At 49.9% G+C, this 19144-nt stretch carries 16 protein-coding genes; 6 read left to right on the top strand and 10 right to left on the bottom strand.

What is annotated here, in order from left to right; translation table 11 throughout:
• Nucleotides 1-153: 153 nt before the first annotated feature.
• Both M2133_RS02485 and M2133_RS02490 read left to right on the top strand, forming a co-directional pair.
• Nucleotides 154-1818: an AMP-binding protein gene (locus tag M2133_RS02485; protein WP_277464386.1), complete on the top strand. Its 1665-nt coding sequence runs from the start codon at nt 154-156 to the stop codon at nt 1816-1818.
• 15 nt (nt 1819-1833) lie between these two features.
• On the top strand, nt 1834-3501 hold the full coding sequence (locus tag M2133_RS02490) for a formate--tetrahydrofolate ligase (protein ID WP_277464387.1): 1668 nt from the start codon (nt 1834-1836) through the stop codon (nt 3499-3501).
• A gap of 59 nt (nt 3502-3560) precedes the next feature.
• Here M2133_RS02490 and aroC read toward each other — a convergent pair whose 3' ends face one another.
• From aroC to M2133_RS02505, 3 genes are read right to left on the bottom strand one after another with little or no spacing between them, the layout of a single operon-like run.
• The gene (aroC, locus tag M2133_RS02495; protein WP_277464388.1) at nt 3561-4622 is read right to left on the bottom strand and encodes a chorismate synthase; all 1062 of its coding nucleotides are present in this window, start codon (nt 4620-4622) and stop codon (nt 3561-3563) included.
• Entirely contained in the window at nt 4622-5194 is a 573-nt protein-coding gene (locus tag M2133_RS02500) for an FKBP-type peptidyl-prolyl cis-trans isomerase (protein ID WP_277464389.1), read from the bottom strand. The genes aroC and M2133_RS02500 overlap by 1 nt, the downstream gene beginning before the upstream one ends.
• Nucleotides 5195-5228: 34 nt before the next feature.
• A complete protein-coding gene (locus tag M2133_RS02505; protein ID WP_277464390.1) occupies nt 5229-6401 on the bottom strand; it encodes a MalY/PatB family protein in 1173 nt (390 codons plus the stop codon).
• A 106-nt stretch (nt 6402-6507) separates the two neighbouring features.
• On the opposite strand from M2133_RS02505, the gene M2133_RS02510 reads away from it, so the two are divergent.
• A complete protein-coding gene (locus tag M2133_RS02510) occupies nt 6508-7002 on the top strand; it encodes a metallophosphoesterase family protein (protein ID WP_277464391.1) in 495 nt (164 codons plus the stop codon).
• Here the strand turns inward: M2133_RS02510 and M2133_RS02515 are convergent.
• The 6 genes from M2133_RS02515 to M2133_RS02540 form a co-directional block, all read right to left on the bottom strand.
• Nucleotides 6980-8149, bottom strand: coding sequence for a hypothetical protein (locus M2133_RS02515; protein ID WP_277464392.1), 1170 nt, complete (start codon nt 8147-8149; stop codon nt 6980-6982). The genes M2133_RS02510 and M2133_RS02515 overlap by 23 nt on opposite strands.
• A 60-nt stretch (nt 8150-8209) precedes the next feature.
• Nucleotides 8210-9055: a lipoyl synthase gene (gene lipA / locus M2133_RS02520; RefSeq protein ID WP_277464393.1), complete on the bottom strand. Its 846-nt coding sequence runs from the start codon at nt 9053-9055 to the stop codon at nt 8210-8212.
• Nucleotides 9056-9149: 94 nt separating this feature from the next.
• Complete coding sequence (locus M2133_RS02525; protein WP_277464394.1) at nt 9150-11324, bottom strand: S9 family peptidase; 2175 nt, start codon at nt 11322-11324, stop codon at nt 9150-9152.
• Between the two features lie 43 nt (nt 11325-11367).
• Nucleotides 11368-12408, bottom strand: coding sequence for an endonuclease (locus M2133_RS02530; protein WP_277464395.1), 1041 nt, complete (start codon nt 12406-12408; stop codon nt 11368-11370).
• Between the two features lie 2 nt (nt 12409-12410).
• Nucleotides 12411-13910 carry a hypothetical protein gene (locus tag M2133_RS02535; RefSeq protein ID WP_277464396.1) on the bottom strand — a complete coding sequence of 500 codons (1500 nt, stop codon included), beginning with the start codon at nt 13908-13910 and terminating at the stop codon, nt 12411-12413.
• 90 nt (nt 13911-14000) lie between these two features.
• Nucleotides 14001-15458 carry an aminoacyl-histidine dipeptidase gene (locus tag M2133_RS02540; RefSeq protein ID WP_277464397.1) on the bottom strand — a complete coding sequence of 486 codons (1458 nt, stop codon included), beginning with the start codon at nt 15456-15458 and terminating at the stop codon, nt 14001-14003.
• A gap of 157 nt (nt 15459-15615) precedes the next feature.
• Here M2133_RS02540 and M2133_RS02545 point away from each other — a divergent pair, with 157 nt between their 5' ends.
• The 3 genes from M2133_RS02545 to M2133_RS02555 all read left to right on the top strand — a co-directional run bounded on the left by M2133_RS02545 (nt 15616) and on the right by M2133_RS02555 (nt 17276).
• Nucleotides 15616-15831 (top strand): hypothetical protein, encoded by a 216-nt coding sequence (locus M2133_RS02545; RefSeq protein ID WP_277464398.1) that lies wholly within the window; start codon nt 15616-15618, stop codon nt 15829-15831.
• A gap of 70 nt (nt 15832-15901) precedes the next feature.
• Entirely contained in the window at nt 15902-16504 is a 603-nt protein-coding gene (locus tag M2133_RS02550; RefSeq protein ID WP_277464399.1) for an OmpH family outer membrane protein, read from the top strand.
• 157 nt (nt 16505-16661) lie between these two features.
• On the top strand, nt 16662-17276 hold the full coding sequence (locus M2133_RS02555) for an HU family DNA-binding protein (protein ID WP_277464400.1): 615 nt from the start codon (nt 16662-16664) through the stop codon (nt 17274-17276).
• 70 nt (nt 17277-17346) lie between these two features.
• On the opposite strand, the gene M2133_RS02560 is transcribed toward M2133_RS02555, so the two are convergent.
• Complete coding sequence (locus M2133_RS02560) at nt 17347-18558, bottom strand: VapE domain-containing protein (RefSeq protein WP_277464401.1); 1212 nt, start codon at nt 18556-18558, stop codon at nt 17347-17349.
• Nucleotides 18559-19144: the final 586 nt, after the last annotated feature.

A 19144-nucleotide genomic window follows, 5' to 3' on the forward strand; every position in this document is an offset into this window, starting at 1 on the left:
GTAAAAAAGAAGGATAATACAGGCAAAAAACAAAGGCAAATTAAACAAAACACCGACTTTAACGCTTATATAGATATAGATTGCACAAAAGTTTGTATCTTTCAAGCCGAACTAAATAGATGTATATTACGCTTATTCAATAAATTAAGGATCATGGAGAATCGCTTTTTAGGATTAATAGAAAAGAGTATCAAGGAGCATTGGAATTTACCCGCTTTCACGGATTATCAGGGAAGTACATTCTACTACAAGGACTTTGCCCAAGAGATAGAAAAACTACACCTCATTTTCGAAAGTGCCGGTATAAAAAAAGGGGATAAAGTGGGGCTTGTCGGCCGCAACTCTTCCCATTGGGCCATCAGCTTCTTCGGCACGCTGGCGTATGGCGCTGTCGTAGTGCCTATTCTGCATGATTTCAAGCCGGATAATATCCACCATATCGTCAATCATTCGGAAGCCAAAGCGGTGATTGCCGCTTCGCACAATTGGGAGAATATGAACGAAGAGGTGATGCCCGAGGTGAGATTGTTTATGCTGATGGATAACTTTTCGATTCTGAAGAGTAAGAAGAAAGACGTGCAGAAGACGCACGAGCATATCAATGAATATTTCGGGAAGAAGTTTCCGAAGCAATTCACGCCTCAGGAGATTTCTTACCATGTGGAAAGTCCCGAAGAACTGGCGGTTTTGAGTTATACGTCGGGCACAACCAGCTTCTCCAAAGGAGTGATGCTGCCTTACCGCAGTTTGTGGAGCAATATGCAGATGGCTTTCGATATGTTGCCGGGTATTCATCCGGGCGATAATATTGTTTGTATGCTGCCGATGGCACATATGTACGGCTTGGCTTTCGAGGTGCTCAACGGGGTGAATCTGGGTTGCCATATTCATTTCCTGAATCGTACACCCAGCCCGAAAATCATTATCGATGCCTTTGCTACGGTCAAGCCGCCTTTGATCCTTGCCGTGCCTTTGATTATCGAAAAGATCGTCAAGAACAAGGTATTCCCCATACTCGAGAAGCCGCATATCAAGGCATTGCTCAAGGTGCCCCTGCTCAATAAGATGATTCTGAAGACCGTAGGCGACAAGATGAAAGCCGCCTTTGGCGAGAACCTCTGGGAGGTGGTGATCGGTGGCGCGGCCTTGAACCGGGAGGTGGAGACTTTCCTGCGCCAGGTGAATTTCCCGTATACCGTGGGTTACGGCATGACCGAATGCGGTCCATTGATTGCCTATACGCAATGGGATTCGTTTAAGATGGGATCGGTCGGACAGGTGGTCGACCGGATGGAAGCGCGGATCGATTCGCCGGATCCGGAACGTATCGTGGGCGAGATCCTCGTGCGGGGCATGAACAATATGCAAGGTTATTATAAGAATCCGGAAGCGACCACCGCGGTGATGATGCCCGACGGTTGGATGCGCACGGGCGACCTGGGTACGATGGACGCCGATGGCTTCCTGTATATCCGCGGACGCAACAAATCCATGATCCTGAGCGCCAACGGGCAGAACATCTATCCGGAGGAGATTGAAGATATATTGAACAATATGCCGTACGTATCGGAGTCGCTGGTCGTCTCTCAAAACGGCAAGATTGTCGCCCTGATCTATCCCGACTGGGAGCAGGTAGACAAAGCAGGCATCTCGCACAGTGAGATCGACAGCCTGATGCAAACGAATATCGAACAACTAAACACCGAGATACCGGCCTACAGCAAGGTGCATTGCTTCAAGCTGTTCCAGGACGAATTCGAAAAAACGCCGAAACGAAGTATTAAACGCTATTTATATCAACAGGCAGAAAACGCCTAAAAAAACCTTTGTGGTATGAAATCAGACATCGCTATTGCTCGGGAGGTCAAACTCCGGAAAATCAAAGAGATTGCAATGGGGTTAGAAATCCCGCGCAATGAAGTACAGAACTATGGGAAGTACATGGCCAAAGTCCCATTGCATTTAGTTAAAGAAGAAAAGGTCAGTCAGCACCACTTGATCCTGGTCACCGCCATCACGCCTACCAAGGCGGGTATTGGGAAGACGACCGTGTCGATCGGTTTGGCATTGGGTCTCAATAAGATCGGAAAGAAAGCATCCGTCGCCTTGCGCGAGCCTTCTTTGGGCCCCGTCTTCGGGATGAAAGGGGGAGCCGCCGGTGGAGGATATGCGCAGGTCTTGCCGATGGAGAACATCAACTTGCATTTCACCGGTGACTTTCATGCGGTCACCTCGGCCCATAATACGATCACGGCCCTGTTGGACAACTACCTCTACCAAACGCGTTACACCTGTGACGGCTTGAAAGAGATCAAATGGAAACGGGTGTTGGACGTCAACGACCGCAGCTTGCGCAATATCGTCTCGGGCCTGGGCGGACCGGCGAACGGCATCCCGGCAGAGACCGGGTTCGACATCACCCCGGCTTCGGAGATTATGGCCATTCTTTGCCTCGCCTCCGATCTGGAAGACTTGAAACGCCGTGTGGGCAATATCCTTTTGGGATATACCTATACCGACGAGCCGTTTACGGTCAACGACCTGGGCATTGCCGGTGCCATCACCGTGTTATTGAAAGACGCCCTACTGCCCAACCTGGTGCAGACCACCGAACATACGCCGGCCTTTGTGCATGGCGGGCCTTTTGCGAATATCGCCCACGGGTGTAATTCCGTACTGGCCACCAAGATGGCTTTGAGCCATAGCGAATATGTGATCACCGAAGCAGGCTTTGGCGCCGATCTGGGTGCGGAGAAGTTCTATAATATCAAATGTCGGAAGGCGGGATTGCAACCCAAACTGACCGTGCTCGTCGCTACGGCGCAGAGCTTGAAGATGCATGGAGGCGTTCCCGAATCGCAAATCAAAGAACCCAATATGGACGGTATCCGGAACGGGCTGGCCAATCTGGATAAACATATCGAGAATATCCGCAGCTTCGGGCAGCAGGTCATCGTTACCTTCAACCGTTTCGATACGGATACGGACGACGAGATCAATCTCGTAGCCGAACATTGCCGGCAGCAAGGCGTTGGCTTTGCCGTCAACACGGTATTTGCCGAAGGTGGCGAAGGCGGACGCGAACTGGCGCAACTGGTGGCCGATACGATCGAAAACAACCCCTCTCCCGCCCTGACGTATACGTATGACGACAACGATCCGGTGCGCACGAAAGTCAATAAGGTGGCCCGGAAGATATACGGTGCCGACTCTGTGGTCTACACCACACTGGCGGATAAGAAGCTGAAACAGATCGAATCGTTAGGCATCGCCCATTATCCGATCTGTATCGCGAAAACGCAATACTCTTTCTCCTCCGACCCCAAAGCATACGGGGTGGCGAAAGGCTTCGAGCTGAAAGTTCGCGATATCATTATCAATAACGGAGCGGAGATGATCGTAGTCATCATGGGTGAGATCATGCGTATGCCGGGCCTGCCCAAAGAGCCGCAAGCCAAACATATTGATATTGTGAATGGGATGGTGGAAGGGCTTTCCTAAACTCCTTAGGAGCCCTAGGAAATCCTAGGAGCCCTAGGGTTCCTAGGAGTCCTAAGAAACTATTTACTAAGTAAAAGATAATCCAAAATGGTCATTGCCGCCATGGCTTCGACCACAGGTACCGCCCGGGGTAAGACACAAGGATCGTGTCGGCCTCGGGCTTTTAATAGTGTATCTTCGCCTTCGACGGTAACCGTTTCCTGTTCCATCAGTACGGTCGCCACCGATTTAAAGGCAACGCGGAAATAGATATCCTGGCCGTTGGAGATACCGCCCTGGATGCCTCCGGAGTAGTTGGTGCGGGTATTGATTTTCCCCTGATCGTTAAAGAAGTGATCGTTATGCTCGCTGCCGCGGTACAAGCCGGCATCAAAGCCATCGCCGTATTCAAATCCTTTAGCGGCATTGATCGATAACATGGCATTTCCCAGCGCCGCGTGTAATTTACCGAAGACCGGTTCACCCAGTCCGACGGGCGTGCCTTGAATCACACAGGTGATCACGCCGCCGATCGTATCGCCTTCAGCTTTCACTTCGCGGATCAAGGCTTCCATCTCGCGCGCTTTCTCCGGATCGGGACAACGCACCGGATTGTCTTCCGTCCGCGTCAGATCATAGGCTGAATAAGTATGTTCCAATTGAATATTCCCGACCTGGGACGTATAGGCCTGGATCTTGATTCCTTTTTGTCTGAGATAAAGTTTGGCTATGGCGCCGGCCACGCAACGGGCAATCGTCTCTCGCGCCGAAGAGCGTCCCCCGCCCCGTGGATCGCGTATCCCGTATTTCATCTGATACGTATAGTCGGCATGCGAAGGGCGATACACCCGGCCAATCTGATCGTAATCGGCCGAGTGTTGATTTTTATTCCATACGACAAATCCAATCGGCGTACCCGTAGTCATTCCCTCGTAGACGCCGGAAAGGAACTGCACCTCATCCGCCTCTTTGCGAGGGGTGGTCAGTGCCGATTGGCCGGGTTTACGACGATCTAACTCCTGCTGAATAAAATTCATATCCAACACAAGACCGGCTGGACAGCCATCAATCACACCGCCGATGGCCGGTCCATGCGACTCCCCAAAGGAAGTCAGTCGGAAAAGGGTACCGAAAGAATTCATTAGTGTCCTCCGCAGCCACTGCAACCGCCGCCATGATTATGGTCTTCACCACAATCGCTGGAACAGTCATCACAATTACATCCCGACGGAGCGGTAAAAGCGGCGATCTCTTCTGCCGTTGCATCGTGCACGGTCAGTACTCTGCCGGAGAAATGCAAGGTCTCGTCGGCCAACGGATGGTTGAAGTCCATCACAACGATATCCGCTTTCACTTCCAAAACAGAACCGAGCAAACGGTTTCCTTCCGAATCCATCATCGGAACGGTTTCCCCTTCCTTGATCATCTCGGCATCAAATTTCCCGTCTACTTCAAAGATATTCTTGGGCAGCTCAATCACATGTTCTTCATTGCGTTCGCCATAAGCATCGGCAGGAGCCAATGTGAAGTCGAACGTATCATCTGCGGCCAGTCCGTTCAATGCTTTCTCAAATGCCGGAAGCATCATCCCTAATCCGAAAATAAATTTCAGGGGATTCTCAGGCGTAGCCCGTTCCATTAGTTCCTGCTCGGCGCCTTCGCCTACGTTCAGATCATAAGTTACCTCAACGTATTTGTTGTTTGTAATTTTCATTCTCTTGTTTATTAATTAATATGGTGTAAAGATACTATTTATTCACGGCCTGTGCCAATGCCGGCAACGCTTTTTCTAAAACAGCGCGCGGACAACCGATATTCAAGCGCATATATCCGACCCCTTCCGCTCCGAAAATACGACCATCGTTCAGCGCCAGACGGGCATCCTCGACGAACAGGCGCACCAGTTCTTCCTGACTCAGCTTCAGTTCCCGACAATCCAGCCACAGAAGGAAAGATGCTTGGGCGGGATAGACCTTGATTTGCGGGATATGATTCTTCAGGTATTCATCGACATAATTCATATTGGCAATCACATACTGGCGCATCTGCTGCAACCACTCCGCCCCATAGGTATAGGCGGCCGTCGTTGCCGTATAGGCAAAGATCGTTCCTTCGCCCAATTCACGGGCTTGGAGGTAGGCGAAGAACTTTTCACGCAACACCGGATCCGGCACGACAGCATAAGAAGATACGATACCAGCGATATTGAAAGTCTTGCTCGGTGCCATAAAAGTAAGGCTATTGACCGCAGCCAGCTCCGAGACAGAGGCAAAAGGAGATTGGGTATTTCCCGGAAAAACCATCTCGGCATGGATCTCATCGGAGATCACCAATACCCCGTGTCGATGGCAGATCTCCGCCAGGCGGATCAGCGTGTCTTTATTCCACACAATGCCTCCGGGATTATGCGGGCTACAAAGGATAAGCACCTTGCATCGTTCGTCCATAAGCGACTCCAGGTGTTCAAAATCCATCTCATAACGACCGTTCACCAACCGCAACGGGTTATCAAGGACTTCGCGTCCCAAGGCTTCCGGCACCAGGCGGAAAGGATGGTAGACCGGGGGCTGAATAATCACCTTATCGCCCGGTTGGGTAAAACAATCCAGGGCAAAAGAGACGCCGCGCACGATGCCCGGGATATAAGAGATCCACTCGCGGGGCACTTTCCAATGATAGCGATATTGCACCCAGGTGGTGATACTTTCGAAATAACTATCCGGTGCAAAGGTATAACCGAACACCTCGTGATCACAGCGTTCCTTCAACGCTTTGACGATAAAATCCGGTGTCCGGAAATCCATATCCGCTACCCAGAGCGAGAGCAGATCATCGCGTCCGAACAATAATTTCAGCTTATCATGTTTCACGGATGAGGTGCCTTTGCGTTCGATAACCTCATCAAAATCATATTGTCTCATACTCTTTATCCCCCTATAGATGAATTGTTTGACAGGCGGCAAAGATACGAATTATATTTTGAATGAGAAGTTTATCGTACATTTGCCTACGTAAACGAAAACAACAATGCTTCGAATAGGTCTTCTCTCAGACACCCACGGTTGGTGGGATGAGAAATACACAACATACTTCAATGCTTGCGACGAGATATGGCATGCGGGTGATATCGGTTCGGAAGAGGTGGCTTATAAACTCGCACAGCTCAAACCGCTGCGGGCCGTATACGGGAATATCGACGGGCAGTCCGTACGCGGACGGTATCCCAAGATCGCCTGTTTCGAGGTGGAAGCGGTCAAAGTGATGATGACGCATATCGGAGGCTATCCCGGACGGTATGCGCCGGAGATCCGGAAGGAACTGTTCGACTATGCTCCGCAGCTCTTCATCTCAGGGCATTCCCATATACTCAAAGTGGTATATGATAAAAGCCGGCACTGGCTGCATATCAACCCGGGTGCCGCAGGCAAGAGCGGTTTCCATCAGGTACGAACGCTCTTACGTTTCGTGATTGATGGGAAAGAGATCAAAGACTTGGAAGTTATTGAATTGGGGAATCGGTAACCAGGTCGCTTTCGCTATTGCCCGGTGAAGGATTACAGGCACAGAAGTTCTCCGCAAAAAGCACGGTATTCTTCAGGTAAGGATATTCTTCTTCGAAATAACCGCTGAAAACTCCTTTGCCGAGGTTTTCATCGATTTGTTTGCCGGTCCACAACTTCCCCCCGAAATGCCGGCATTTATTGAATTGCTCTTCCGTACGCAGACATACGACAAAGAGCGAAACCTGATGTTTTACCTTTTCGTTTTCATAGGTGTACCGGATCATAAACCGTGGCGTCACATCCTTCTCTTCCGCCAGGTCGCCGATAGCCTCTTTCACCGTAGCTTCGATCGAATGCCGGTAGATCACATACTGCCGATAAGGATAATCCAACATCTCCGGAGAGATAAAATCTTTCCGCCCACGCTTCACCAGGTAAAGCATTCCTTTGTACACAATGGCTACGCGTACCACCGGATGATAGTATTTTTTGGAGGCGGAACGGCTGACCGAGCGCGCCATACAGCCTACTACCTTTCCCTGATCATCGAGTACCGGCAGCCACATCTCTTTTTTCAGGCTTCCCTGCATCATCAGAATCCGGATCTGCTCATAAGCAATAACCGCGACACCGAGCACCATTCCCAAATAGCGGTAAAGGAAACGTTCGATCTGCTCGCCCTGCATCTCGGCCGGCAGCATGGTATAAAACAAGATCATGAACAGATGTAAAGTATAAACGCTCTGAATGATTTGTGTCAGGAAATAAAATTCGTTCAAAGCCGTACGCATCATCGTCTTCTTGTAGCCCGGAGATCTGGAATTGCGCAAAGAGCGTAACACCATGCGTTTGGTAAAACCGATAACCGCCAGAACGACAACCAGCAACACCTCAATAATAATCGGAGAATAAATAAAAAGCACCGGATCCAGGCGCAGGAAGATAAACACGGCATACAGGATCAGGGTGGCCGATGCCGGCAACAACAGAAACTGGTACACCCTGTCTTTACTCAATACCCGGTAAAGCAGAAGCGACACCATACAGATCAGTACCGCAATGATAAAAGAGAGTTTATATGAGAAGAAATTATCAAGAAGCATAAACAACAACAGGGGAAATAATCCTATTGCCTGATTTTGTATGCTTTTTTTGATATGATTCATCCCCTATAGCCTCTTTTCATTCTCTACTAAAATAACAATCCGGAGGCCTAATTGTTCAGTTCAGACATGTCTTTCCGCATGATAAGAGGAACGGACCAGTGGGGCGCTCTCGACCATCTTGAAGCCTTTCGCCAAAGCTTTGGTCTTATACCTATCAAATTGTTCAGGGGTTATATAAGCTTCCACGGGAATATTCTTACGCGAAGGTTGCAGGTACTGCCCTATGGTCAGGACCGAAACCCCGGCAGCCAACACCTCATCCATCAGTTCATACACTTCGTCTTCCGCTTCGCCCAGACCGACCATAATCCCGGTTTTCGCGGTGACTTGTTTCGATGCGATATGTTGCAAGACCGAAAGGCTGACATCATATTTCGCGGCACTGCGCACCAAAGGGGTAATGCGCCGGATGGTTTCCATATTGTGTGAGATGATTTCGGGTGCAGCCTCGATCACCTGGTCGACCAGGTCCAGGCGTCCCTGAAAGTCCGGGATCAATACTTCGACAGTGGTCTGTGGATTCAATATTTTAATCTCCCGGATCGTTGCCGCCCAATGCCCGGCGCCCATATCGGACAGGTCGTCGCGGTCGACCGAAGTGATCACCGCATGCTTCAGTTCCATCAAACGGATACTCTCCGCCACATTCCGCGGTTCTTCCGGATTCAGGGGAAGGGGTTTCCCCGTCAGGGTATTACAAAAGCGGCAGGAGCGGGTACAGATATCCCCGCCAATCATAAAGGTTGCCGTGCCCCGGCTCCAGCACTCGCCCATATTGGGGCATTTCCCACTGGTACAGATCGTATGCAGGCAATGGGATTCCACAATCGTCTTCGTGCGGGTAAACTGTTCGTTCCCACCCAACCGGATCTTCAACCAGTCCGGCTTACGTACATATTTAGTCATTTTAAAAGTAGTTGGTAGTTGGTAGTTGGTAGTTAGTAGTTGGTATTCTTCGCTTGCGCCTACTAACTACTAACTACCAACTACTAACTACCATTTATAGATTATCAAAAAGGAAATTACAAATCTTTGTATACAGGTGATAGCGGGTATTTCCGCCGGAGATGCCATGGTCGCGATCCATATAGAAGTGCATATCGAATTGCTTACCGGCCTGAACCAATGCTTCGGCATACACCAGGGATTGCATAAAGTGCACGTTATCATCGGCCGTGCCGTGGATCAGCAATAATTTACCTTGCAGGTCTTTCGCTTTCTCCAAAGGCGAGGTGGCGGCATATCCCTGGAAGTTCTCCTGCGGCGTACGCATGAACCGTTCGGTATAGATCGTATCGTAATATTTCCAGTCGGTCGGCGGAGCTACGGCTATACCGGCTTTGAAAGTGCCATCACCCGTGCTCATCGCCATCAGTGTATTGTATCCGCCGAAGCTCCAGCCGTAGATCGAGAGGCGTTTCTCATCGATATAAGGCAGTTTGCCCAATGCCTGTGCCGCTTCGATCTGATCGCGGGCTTCCAGTTCGCCCATCCGCATATACGTGCATTTGCGGAAAGCTTCGCCCCGGGCGCCGGTGCCCCGTCCATCCACAGAGACCACGATGATATCATTGGCAGCCAAATACTGTTCCCAATCCAGTCCATACTGATCCAGTACCTGTTGAGAGTTCGGTCCGCTATACTGTGTCATCAGTACCGGATACTTCTTATTGGCATCGAAGTTGACCGGCTTAACCATCCAGGCATTCAATTCAATACCCGAAGCCGTCTCTACCTTAATAAACTCTTTCGGAGAGAAAGAATAGGTGGCCAGCTTCTCCCGTAAGGCGGCGTTGTCCTGCAATACCCGGAGTTCTTTGCGGGTCTTGGTTTCATTGACCGTGATCTTTGCCGGTGTATAGGCGTTGGAATAGGTATTTACGAAATAGGCATAGTTGTCACTGAACACCGCCCGGTTGGTTCCCGTCTGCCCGGTCAGTTTCGTTTTGTTGCCTTTGACATCTATGCTGTAGACGGCACGTTGCAACGGATTCTCTTCGGCCGATTGGTAATAGGCGGTCTTTGTCGCTTCGTCGACACCCAGGAATGCCGTCACATCCCAATTCCCCTGTGTGATCTGGCGCTGCATCACACCGGTCGGTGAGTATTGATACAGATGAGCGTACCCATCCTGTTCGCTGACATAGTAGAAGCCATTCTCCGCAAACGTAAGCGAATACAACCATTCGGAATCAACATACGCTTTATTCTCTTCCCGGAGGATCAACCGGAACACACCGCTTTTCGGATTCGCGTAATACATATTAAATACATTCTGCGTCCGGTTCAGGGTCATCACGGCCAACTGTTCGGGGTTATGGGTAAAGACAATGCGGGGGATATAGCTTTCGGCATCGACCGGCACATCCAGCTTTTTGATGTCTTTGGTTGCCACACTATAGGAATGCAGCGTCACCCGGGAATTGCGTTCGCCGGCTTTCGGGTATTTGAAGTTATGGTAACCCGGATACAGCCCTTTGCCGTACATCTGCATGGAATATTCCGGCACTTCCGACTCGTCCGAACGTACAAATCCCAGATATTCACTATCCGGCGACCAGGCCATCAGGTTGGTTACCGCAAACTCTTCTTCGTACACCCAGTCGGTTACTCCGTTCAGGATCTTGTTGATCTCGCCGTCTTTGGTGACTTGTATCTCCGTATCGAAATCGAACTTCCGCAACCAGATATTGTTATCGATCACATAGGCGCACATCCGTCCGTCGGGCGAGAAGGTCGGGATCATCTGTTTCTTTCCCGTATCACTCAGCGGTTTAATAAAGTTCCGCCGTACATCATAGTCATAATAGTCGGCTTTGAACGAACGGCGATAGAGTCTTTCCCGGTCTTTCATGATCAGGATACGGTGTCCCGTACTGGAAATCATATACCCGTCGAAGGTATCAAACGTACATTCGCGTGCCTTTTCGGCATGGAACAAGGTATCGACCGGCGTACCGGTCTTGTAAGCATATTTGACGATCATGGTCCGTTCGGGGTTCATGGCCGTATAATGCTCTCCGTCGGGCAGGGAACGCATCTCCCCAATGGCAGTCACCTGGCGGAAATGGCCATCTACTACTTCTTTCAGATTCACACGTTTATTCCCTTGTTGTGCCGATATCCCTACGGTCACAGCCAATAGGAGAAGGACAGTTATTCCTAATCGTTTCATATATTATTTTTGGGGCAAAGGTAAACAAAAAACACACGCGCGATTAGTCGGTTTCGCTATTTCCTATGGTCAATGTAACGACTAAAGGCAGGTGGTCGCTATACCCTGCTTCGTATCGGAAACCGTAATACGTGCGTTTAGGTCGTTTGCCTCGCCAGGTTTTATCTTTCTTCAACAGGAAAGAAGGGGTAAAGAGCGCAATATTCGCGGGGGCTACCTGCAAGGCATTGGAAGGCTCCAACAGGTTCCGACCGACGATAATATGATCCAACTGATGCCATTCACCCTGGTATTTATGGCTGCCGGGGAACGCCAGTTGCTCCGGATCACCGAACAGGTTCACCAAAGAGGCCGTATGATCAGAGGTATTCAGGGGTACTGCCCCTAAGACTTCCCGTATGTTCTTCGTGTCCGGCGTATCGTTGAGATCTCCCATGATCAGGATATGCGACGACTGGCGGACAGCCGATACGGAGTCGCACAAACTCCGCAACAACCGGCAGGCATCCCTCCGATTGTTCTCCGTTTCTTTTTCTCCGCCCGAGCGGGAAGGGAAATGACAGGCGAAGATATCCAATGTATCGCCGGTAACGACCTCTCCCCATACATGCAGGATATCCCGGGTGGTTTTGCCTTTGCCTTCCGTCAAGCGGACCGGTATCGACTCTTCGCCAATCAAAGCAAACTTATCCCGCTGATAAAGGAGCGCAACATTAATTCCCCGGAGATCCGATCCTTTGGTGATGCAATACCGGTAGTGTTGGCTTCGCAAAGGGGTATGGGTGATCAGATGGGTCAATACGGAATCGTTCTCGACCTCGCATAAGCCGACCAGTGCCGGTGTATCCCATTGCCCGGCAGCGGTTATGACACGAGCGACCTGCCGGAGTTTATGATAATAACGTTTGCGTGTCCAATACCGGTCGCCGGAAGGGAGAAACTCGTCATCGTTTTTCTCCGGATCATCTACCGTATCGAAGAGGTTTTCCACATTATACCACATCACCCGGAAGTCACGGGAAGACACCTGAGCCATCAGCCCAAGGGAAAGAAACAAAAGGATCAACAGGAGAGCGTATTTCATCCCTATTCCTCCGGCTTGGGCGTAAACTCATACGCTCCGATGGTCGGGCCATTCGGACTGGTCAGCCGGTCGACTCCATACCGGTCTACCGGATAGAGCACCGTGACTGTGGGGTCCGCACTGCCTACCCCTACGGTAATCACCGAGTCAAGCCGGAAATCAGTCATATACTTATCCAAGCGACTGCCCGTCATCCGGAACATTTGATAAGCGGAAGGTTCGGTCGGCACCAATATCACCTTATTGTATCCGTCATCCTCCGCCACATCCGTCTTTAATACGCAATGGTTGAAGGTGTACTCGAAGACTTCGCCATCGGTTTTGTCCAGCAGGATCTCCGTTTTACTGTCCTGAAAAGATTTCGGGGCGAGGTAACCGTCGATAATGCAATTGTCGAAACGCGCTTTCAGGGGAGCGAACTGTTTCTCCGGCTGGGAGTTCGACATCAACAGCGTATGCGAACCCAGGCTTGCCGTATCTTTCCGGAGATAGACACTCATATAGTTGGCCAGGGTGCTATGCGCAAACCGGTAGTTGCCCCCCAAGAGGGCAACCACATTCTCCGTGGCATTACTCAACTCGCTATTCACCACCTCGACATCACAGTTGATGGCGCTAAAGAGATTGCCGGCCATATTCGTCACCTGCGCATTCGACAGCGTCAGCTTGCGCTCTTCCGTGGTGGAAGGCAGACAGGTGATGCCGGTTGTCCCGTTCCGGATAATCGTATGATCCAGGCGGTTGCCAAAACTCTCCGCCATAAAGAATACGCCTCCCCATTGTCCCGGTGTCCGGTCGTAAGGCAAGAGATCGTTCAGGATAAAGTCCAGGCGATCGCCCCGGAAGAGGACCGGTGCGTCTTCGCTTCCATGGGTAGACAAAGTACCGTAAACCACCACATTGGCTTTGTCGTGCATATAGAAGATAGCGCCTTCGGCGATCTCTACGTTCACCCGCGGGGCGACCACCAGGCTGTCGTACACCAGGTAAGGGCGCTCCGCCGTCAATAACGTATCGCGGGTCAGGATCCTACCGGTTTTCCATAAATTCACATCCTGCCCAACCGCTTCCAGCAGCACCTGCTGACGGATGCCGTTCACCGTGATGAGTACAGAGTCCTGGATCAATAAGGGTTGGTCCGTCCCGTTCGGATCGATCGTCACTTCCACAAAGACATACATACTGTCGTTCGGCAGAATCCCGATATCGTAGAATGAATCGCCTTTGCGGCCGTCCACATTGATCCGGAAACCCGTCGAACCGGCTCCGGCCAACAGGATAGACTCCATATTCAGGGCTTCACTGTTGCGGTTGTAGATCATAAACTCACGCGTAGCCGAGCCGATCGTGGTGAAGACCGTATCGAAAGAAAGCGTATCCGCTGAAAAGCTAAGGCGGTGGCTCGGGTTGGTCGAATAGTTATTATCCAATCCTTCGCACGCCGGCAAAAGAACGGAGACCAACAGTATCAACAGCACCCAATAATTGGTTATTTTTTTCATTCCTGACTACGTTTAACAAGCATTCATACAAAAAAGAGGAAAATACCCGGCGGGTAATCTTCCTCTTTTACTAACGTATAAACCGTTATTTTATTTTGCCGGAATGCTCTTTAACACTTCCAACAAGTGCTTCCACCATAAATCGACGGTCGGGATACTGATCTTTTCGCTGGGCGAATGCACATCACGCAAGGTCGGACCAAACGAGATCATATCCAGATACGGGTATTTCTCCAGGAACAAACCGCATTCCAGACCGGCATGGATAGCCATCACTTTCGGTTCTTTTCCGAACAAGCGTACGTAAGCTTCCTGAGCCACTTTCAGTATTTTCGAATCCGCATTCGGCGTCCATCCGGGATAGCCGTCGCCTTGGGTCACCGTCGCACCGGCCAGTTGGAAGACCGCAACAACCGTATTGGCAATCGCTTCTTTACTTGAGTCGATCGAACTGCGCTGGCTGGTGCCGATCACCAGGGTATGGCCTTCTTTCATCTTGACGGAAGCCAGGTTGGTAGACGTTTCTACCAGGCCTTCGAGATCATGACTCATCGCGATCACGCCATGCGGGCAGGCATGCATCGAAAGGATCAGTCTCTCCGTCGTATCCGCATCGATCACAAATGCAGGCTGATCGCCCGATTCCATCGAGAACTGCACCTTCGGATCGGCATGTTTCAATTCATTCGCCACATCGGCCGCGAACGTATTCAACATCACCCGCACTGCTTCTTTCGCTTCCGACGGGATACCGATCACCGCATACGCCTCGCGCGCAATCGCGTTGCGCAGGTTCCCGCCGTCGATCTCTGCCAACACAAACGGATGTTTCTTTTTCAACAGATAGAGGAAGCGGATCAAGAGTTTGTTCGCATTGCCCAGTCCTTTGTGGATATCACCGCCGGAATGTCCGCCGTTCAGGCCGGCCACGCCGATACGGAAATAAAGTTTATCTTTCGGAGCCTCTTCGGGCGTATAGGTAAAGACGGCCTGTGTGTCTTTTCCACCGGCGCAACCGATAAAGAGCTCGCCTTCGTCTTCGCTATCCAGGTTCAACAGGATCTCACCGGTCATAAAGCCTTCTTTCAACGCCTTCGCGCCGGTCAGGCCCGTTTCTTCATCGACCGTAAACAGACATTCGATCGGTCCGTGCTCGATATCGTCGGCTGCCAATAGCGCCAATTCCGCCGCCATACCAATCCCGTTGTCGGCACCCAAAGTCGTGTCGTCGGCATATAACCATTCGCCTTTGATAACCGTCTGGATCGGATCGTTATCGAAATCAAAATCCTTGCCGCTATTCTTTTCGCAAACCATATCCATATGCGATTGCAGGATCACCGTCGGCAGGTTCTCATAACCCGGAGTCGCCGGTTTCATCATCAGGATATTCCCCACTTCATCCTTTTTGATGGCCACATTATACTGCTTGGCAAAGTCCTCCAGATAACGGATAATCTTTCCTTCTTTCTTCGAAGGACGGGGTACTTGTGTTACTTCGTGGAAATACTTCCATACGATTTCGGGCTTTAAGTCTGTAATCTTCATAAATATTTATTTAAGAATGAGAGCGGTAAAAGCTACTCATCAGGTTAATATTCGCAAGCGTATAAGTGTCATCTTCGAAAAAAAGTAGAATAAAATAGCAAAAAGATACTTTATAATCGGTTAAACTCTTATATTTGCGTCCACAAATATAGAGAAAATGCTTACAACCTTATTACTTACAGGCATAATTATTGTTATTTGTGTGGCGCTATTAGCTATTAAAGTGATAGTAAAAAAGGGGGGAGAGTTCCCTAATACGCATGTTAGTGGTAACAAAGCACTACGGGAAAAGGGTATTTCCTGTACAAAAACACAACAGCGTCAAGCCGAGAGACACAAGAACCTTGAAGAAAGGATGAAGGAAGCCCAATGAGCCTCTGCCGTGTAGATCGGATTAAACAGTTAGAAAATGTATAAATAAATAAAGTTTTAATTTACACTCTATGAAGAACATTAACTATATTATTAATGGTGTGTTGGCTGTTGCGGTTGTCATCTTGTTCGTTCTGCACTTTACTGGCAATAAACAGGATACTGTAACAAGAACGATTGCGCAAGGTGATGAAGCGGTCAGTATATTACCCATTGCTTATGTCAATGTCGATTCGCTTCTGTTGAATTATAATTACGCAAAAGATTTGTATGAGATCCAGATGAAAAGCCAGGAGAACGCCCGCCTGAACCTGAGCCAGAAAATGAAGGATCTGGAAAAAGAAGTAATGGATTTCCAACGCAAGCTGGAAAACAACATCTTCCTTTCCCGCGACAGAGCCGAACAGGAACAAATGCGTCTGCAGAAAAAACAACAAGACCTGCAGGAACTGGATCAACGCACGGCCAATGAGTTAATGGTCGAATCGCAACGCATGAGCGAAATGCTGCGCGATACATTGGTTTCCCAGCTGAAAGAACTGAATAAAGACAAACGTTTCCAGATCATTCTGAGCAATACCAGCGGCGACAACATCCTTCTCTCCGAAGACGCTTACGACATCACCGCCGAGCTGATCGAGATCATGAACAAGAACTACGCTCCGGCGAAATAAGATCATTCCAACAACAGAGAGGCCATGTCCGCAATCCGGGCATGGCCTTTTTTTTTGATCAGTATCGTAGCCGCTCTGATTATAGGGCCGGGATAACAGGGGTTTCCGTTTTTTTTGTGTATCTTAGGCGTTCGATCAAACAATAAAACCGAAAACCATGTCTGTACATTACGACTTCTATTCAAACCCTATTCCTCCGAATAGCAACCGGAAGCCTCGCCTGCATGCGCGGGTAGTCAGCCGCGGCACCGTTTCCACCCAAGAACTGGCCAAATACATCCATGACTGCTCATCCCTGTCTACGGCCGATGTGAAAGGCGTATTAACCGCTCTATGTGAAGCCCTGTCGCATTATTTGCGCTATGGACAAAAGGTCCATCTGGAAGGCCTGGGAAGCTTTGAGCTGACACTCACCTGTCCTCCCGTTCGTTATCCCCATGAGATCCGGGCGGAATCGATCCATTTCAAGTCGGTGGTGTTCCGGCCCGACCGGGAACTCAAAAATGAGTTTCGCACGCTTCATCTGGAGCGGGCAAAAGAAAAGCGACATTCCAAAAAGCTAAGTCCGGAAGAAGTAGATCAACGCTTACAAAGATATTTCGCCACCCATGAAACAATCACCCGCGAGAGCTTCCAGTCGCTCTGCGGTTTCATCCGGTGCACCGCCTGCCGCCGCTTGCAGCAATTGGTCAAAGACGGCAAACTCCAAAAAACAGGTCCAAAGTCTTACCCCTCTTACCAACCGGCAAACAACTACTATCAAACGGAATGATACACCTCCACACATAAAAGTTTCACACCCTCTCTTCACCTTTCACCCGCGCAGCACTCCCCGCTTCCCATCAGGGATTCGGGTGAAGGGTGCGCACGACCTTGTAAGAATTCCCGTATTTCGTATGCACCCGTTCGATGCCCAACGCCAATAAGGTCTTCCCAAAACAAAGGGCCGAGACCTCCCGCATAACTGCCGGGCTATCCTTTTTCAATGTATTGTAAATATCAGCAGCCGAAAGTAAAGTTCCCGCTTCGCCGGACTGCGGCAGGCGGAAATGCTTCCAAAACAAATCCTCTGCCATATTCCGCCGCTGAAAAGCCTGGTTATGCCGCTGCAACGCCTTCTCCTCTTCCGCTGAAAACCAATAACGCTCGCCCGATAACACCTCCTGTTTTAACTGAGCGTACAACTGATCGTACGCAATCGGACAATCCACAATCTTCTCTTCCACCTCCACGCAAAGAAAGCGGCGGCTGCCCGTGGGATCACAAAGCAGATCCCGCCGGTTCGACGTGCCAATAAACGAAGCCATACGCGGCAATGCCGAATGACTTTTCTTATACGCTTTGCGGATATTCAATCCCGCCATCTGCATCAGATTCTTAAGCAACGCCATCTGCTGCTCCGAGAACTGATCGAGCTCATCCAGGTTGATCAGCCCGAAAGCCGCCAGCTTTTGTACCGCATTTCGCCCACTCCCCAACGCGAAACTATCCGTATAATACATCTGTAACACCTCGGGTAACAACATCTTACAAAATGTCGACTTATGTAATCCCTGCCGGCCGCTAATCAACACCGGCGCCACACTGTTGCCATACTTCCGATCCATCTCCATCCACTGCGCCACCATGGCCCGCATCCACAGGTGGAAACCCTTGACCCACAAGTCCGATTGCGCCACCCGAAGCGCCAGTTCCCTCACCCGGTCTACTCCATCCCACGACGGCAACCCCTCGACATACCCCCGGATCGGGTGATACGCCGGAATATCCTCCGAATGGATATACCGCGACACATCCCTGTCCCAACAATCAATCCCGTCCTTGCGCGCCGCAATGCAAAGACTATTCAGCTCCCGTTTTCCAACCGGGCGGAAGCACTCCCCCCGGTGCTTACGCAACCGAAACTCCGTCACCTCACTCAATACATTGAAGCGGAACTCATACCGCCGATTCAAAAACGCCTCTACCCGACAAAGCAATTCCGCCACCCGCTTTTTTTCTTCCGCCCGAATAGGATCCGCCGCTTTTTGCGCAACCGCTTTTCGCCTCGTCATTTGTCCTTCCGCCAAAGACGATACTACTCTCAATTCCTCTTTTTTCGGGCACTCCCTCGTTTTTGCGAAGCCCTTTAGCCATACCAAGGTCAGGCTATACCATTTTTGCCATAAAATGAATCTTGTTTTCATCACTAATCCTTTCTTTTTTAATGAGTAAATTAAGTTATCCGAAAACAAAAATAATGTCGTAAAACATTGAATACAAATATCTTAAAGAAATAGTAATCTAACGATCCCCCTTGTAGAATTAATGAAAACATCGCAGCATTTATCCCTTTTCCCCTCAAGAAGATACCGTTGCACTGCAGCGCGACGCTCGTCGCACAGCAGTTCCACACCCGTCGCACAACAGTTCTATACCCATCGAACTCCTGTGCGACGGCAAAACCTTGCCGCCCTTATCAAAAGATATCCCTGAGGAAAGGCATAAATCCGCAGGATAAAAAGAATAGTTCTTTGTAAAGATGACCTTCTTTGTTATAAAAACATTCCCCACTTCAGCGTTTATCCAATCGGGAACGTTTACCCTGTTTTACTTGATTTTTGCTCCCTTATAACAAACCACCCTTTCCCCCTTCACCCC

This window comes from Parabacteroides sp. PF5-6, from assembly GCF_029504695.1.
Taxonomy (GTDB): domain Bacteria; phylum Bacteroidota; class Bacteroidia; order Bacteroidales; family Tannerellaceae; genus QVMG01.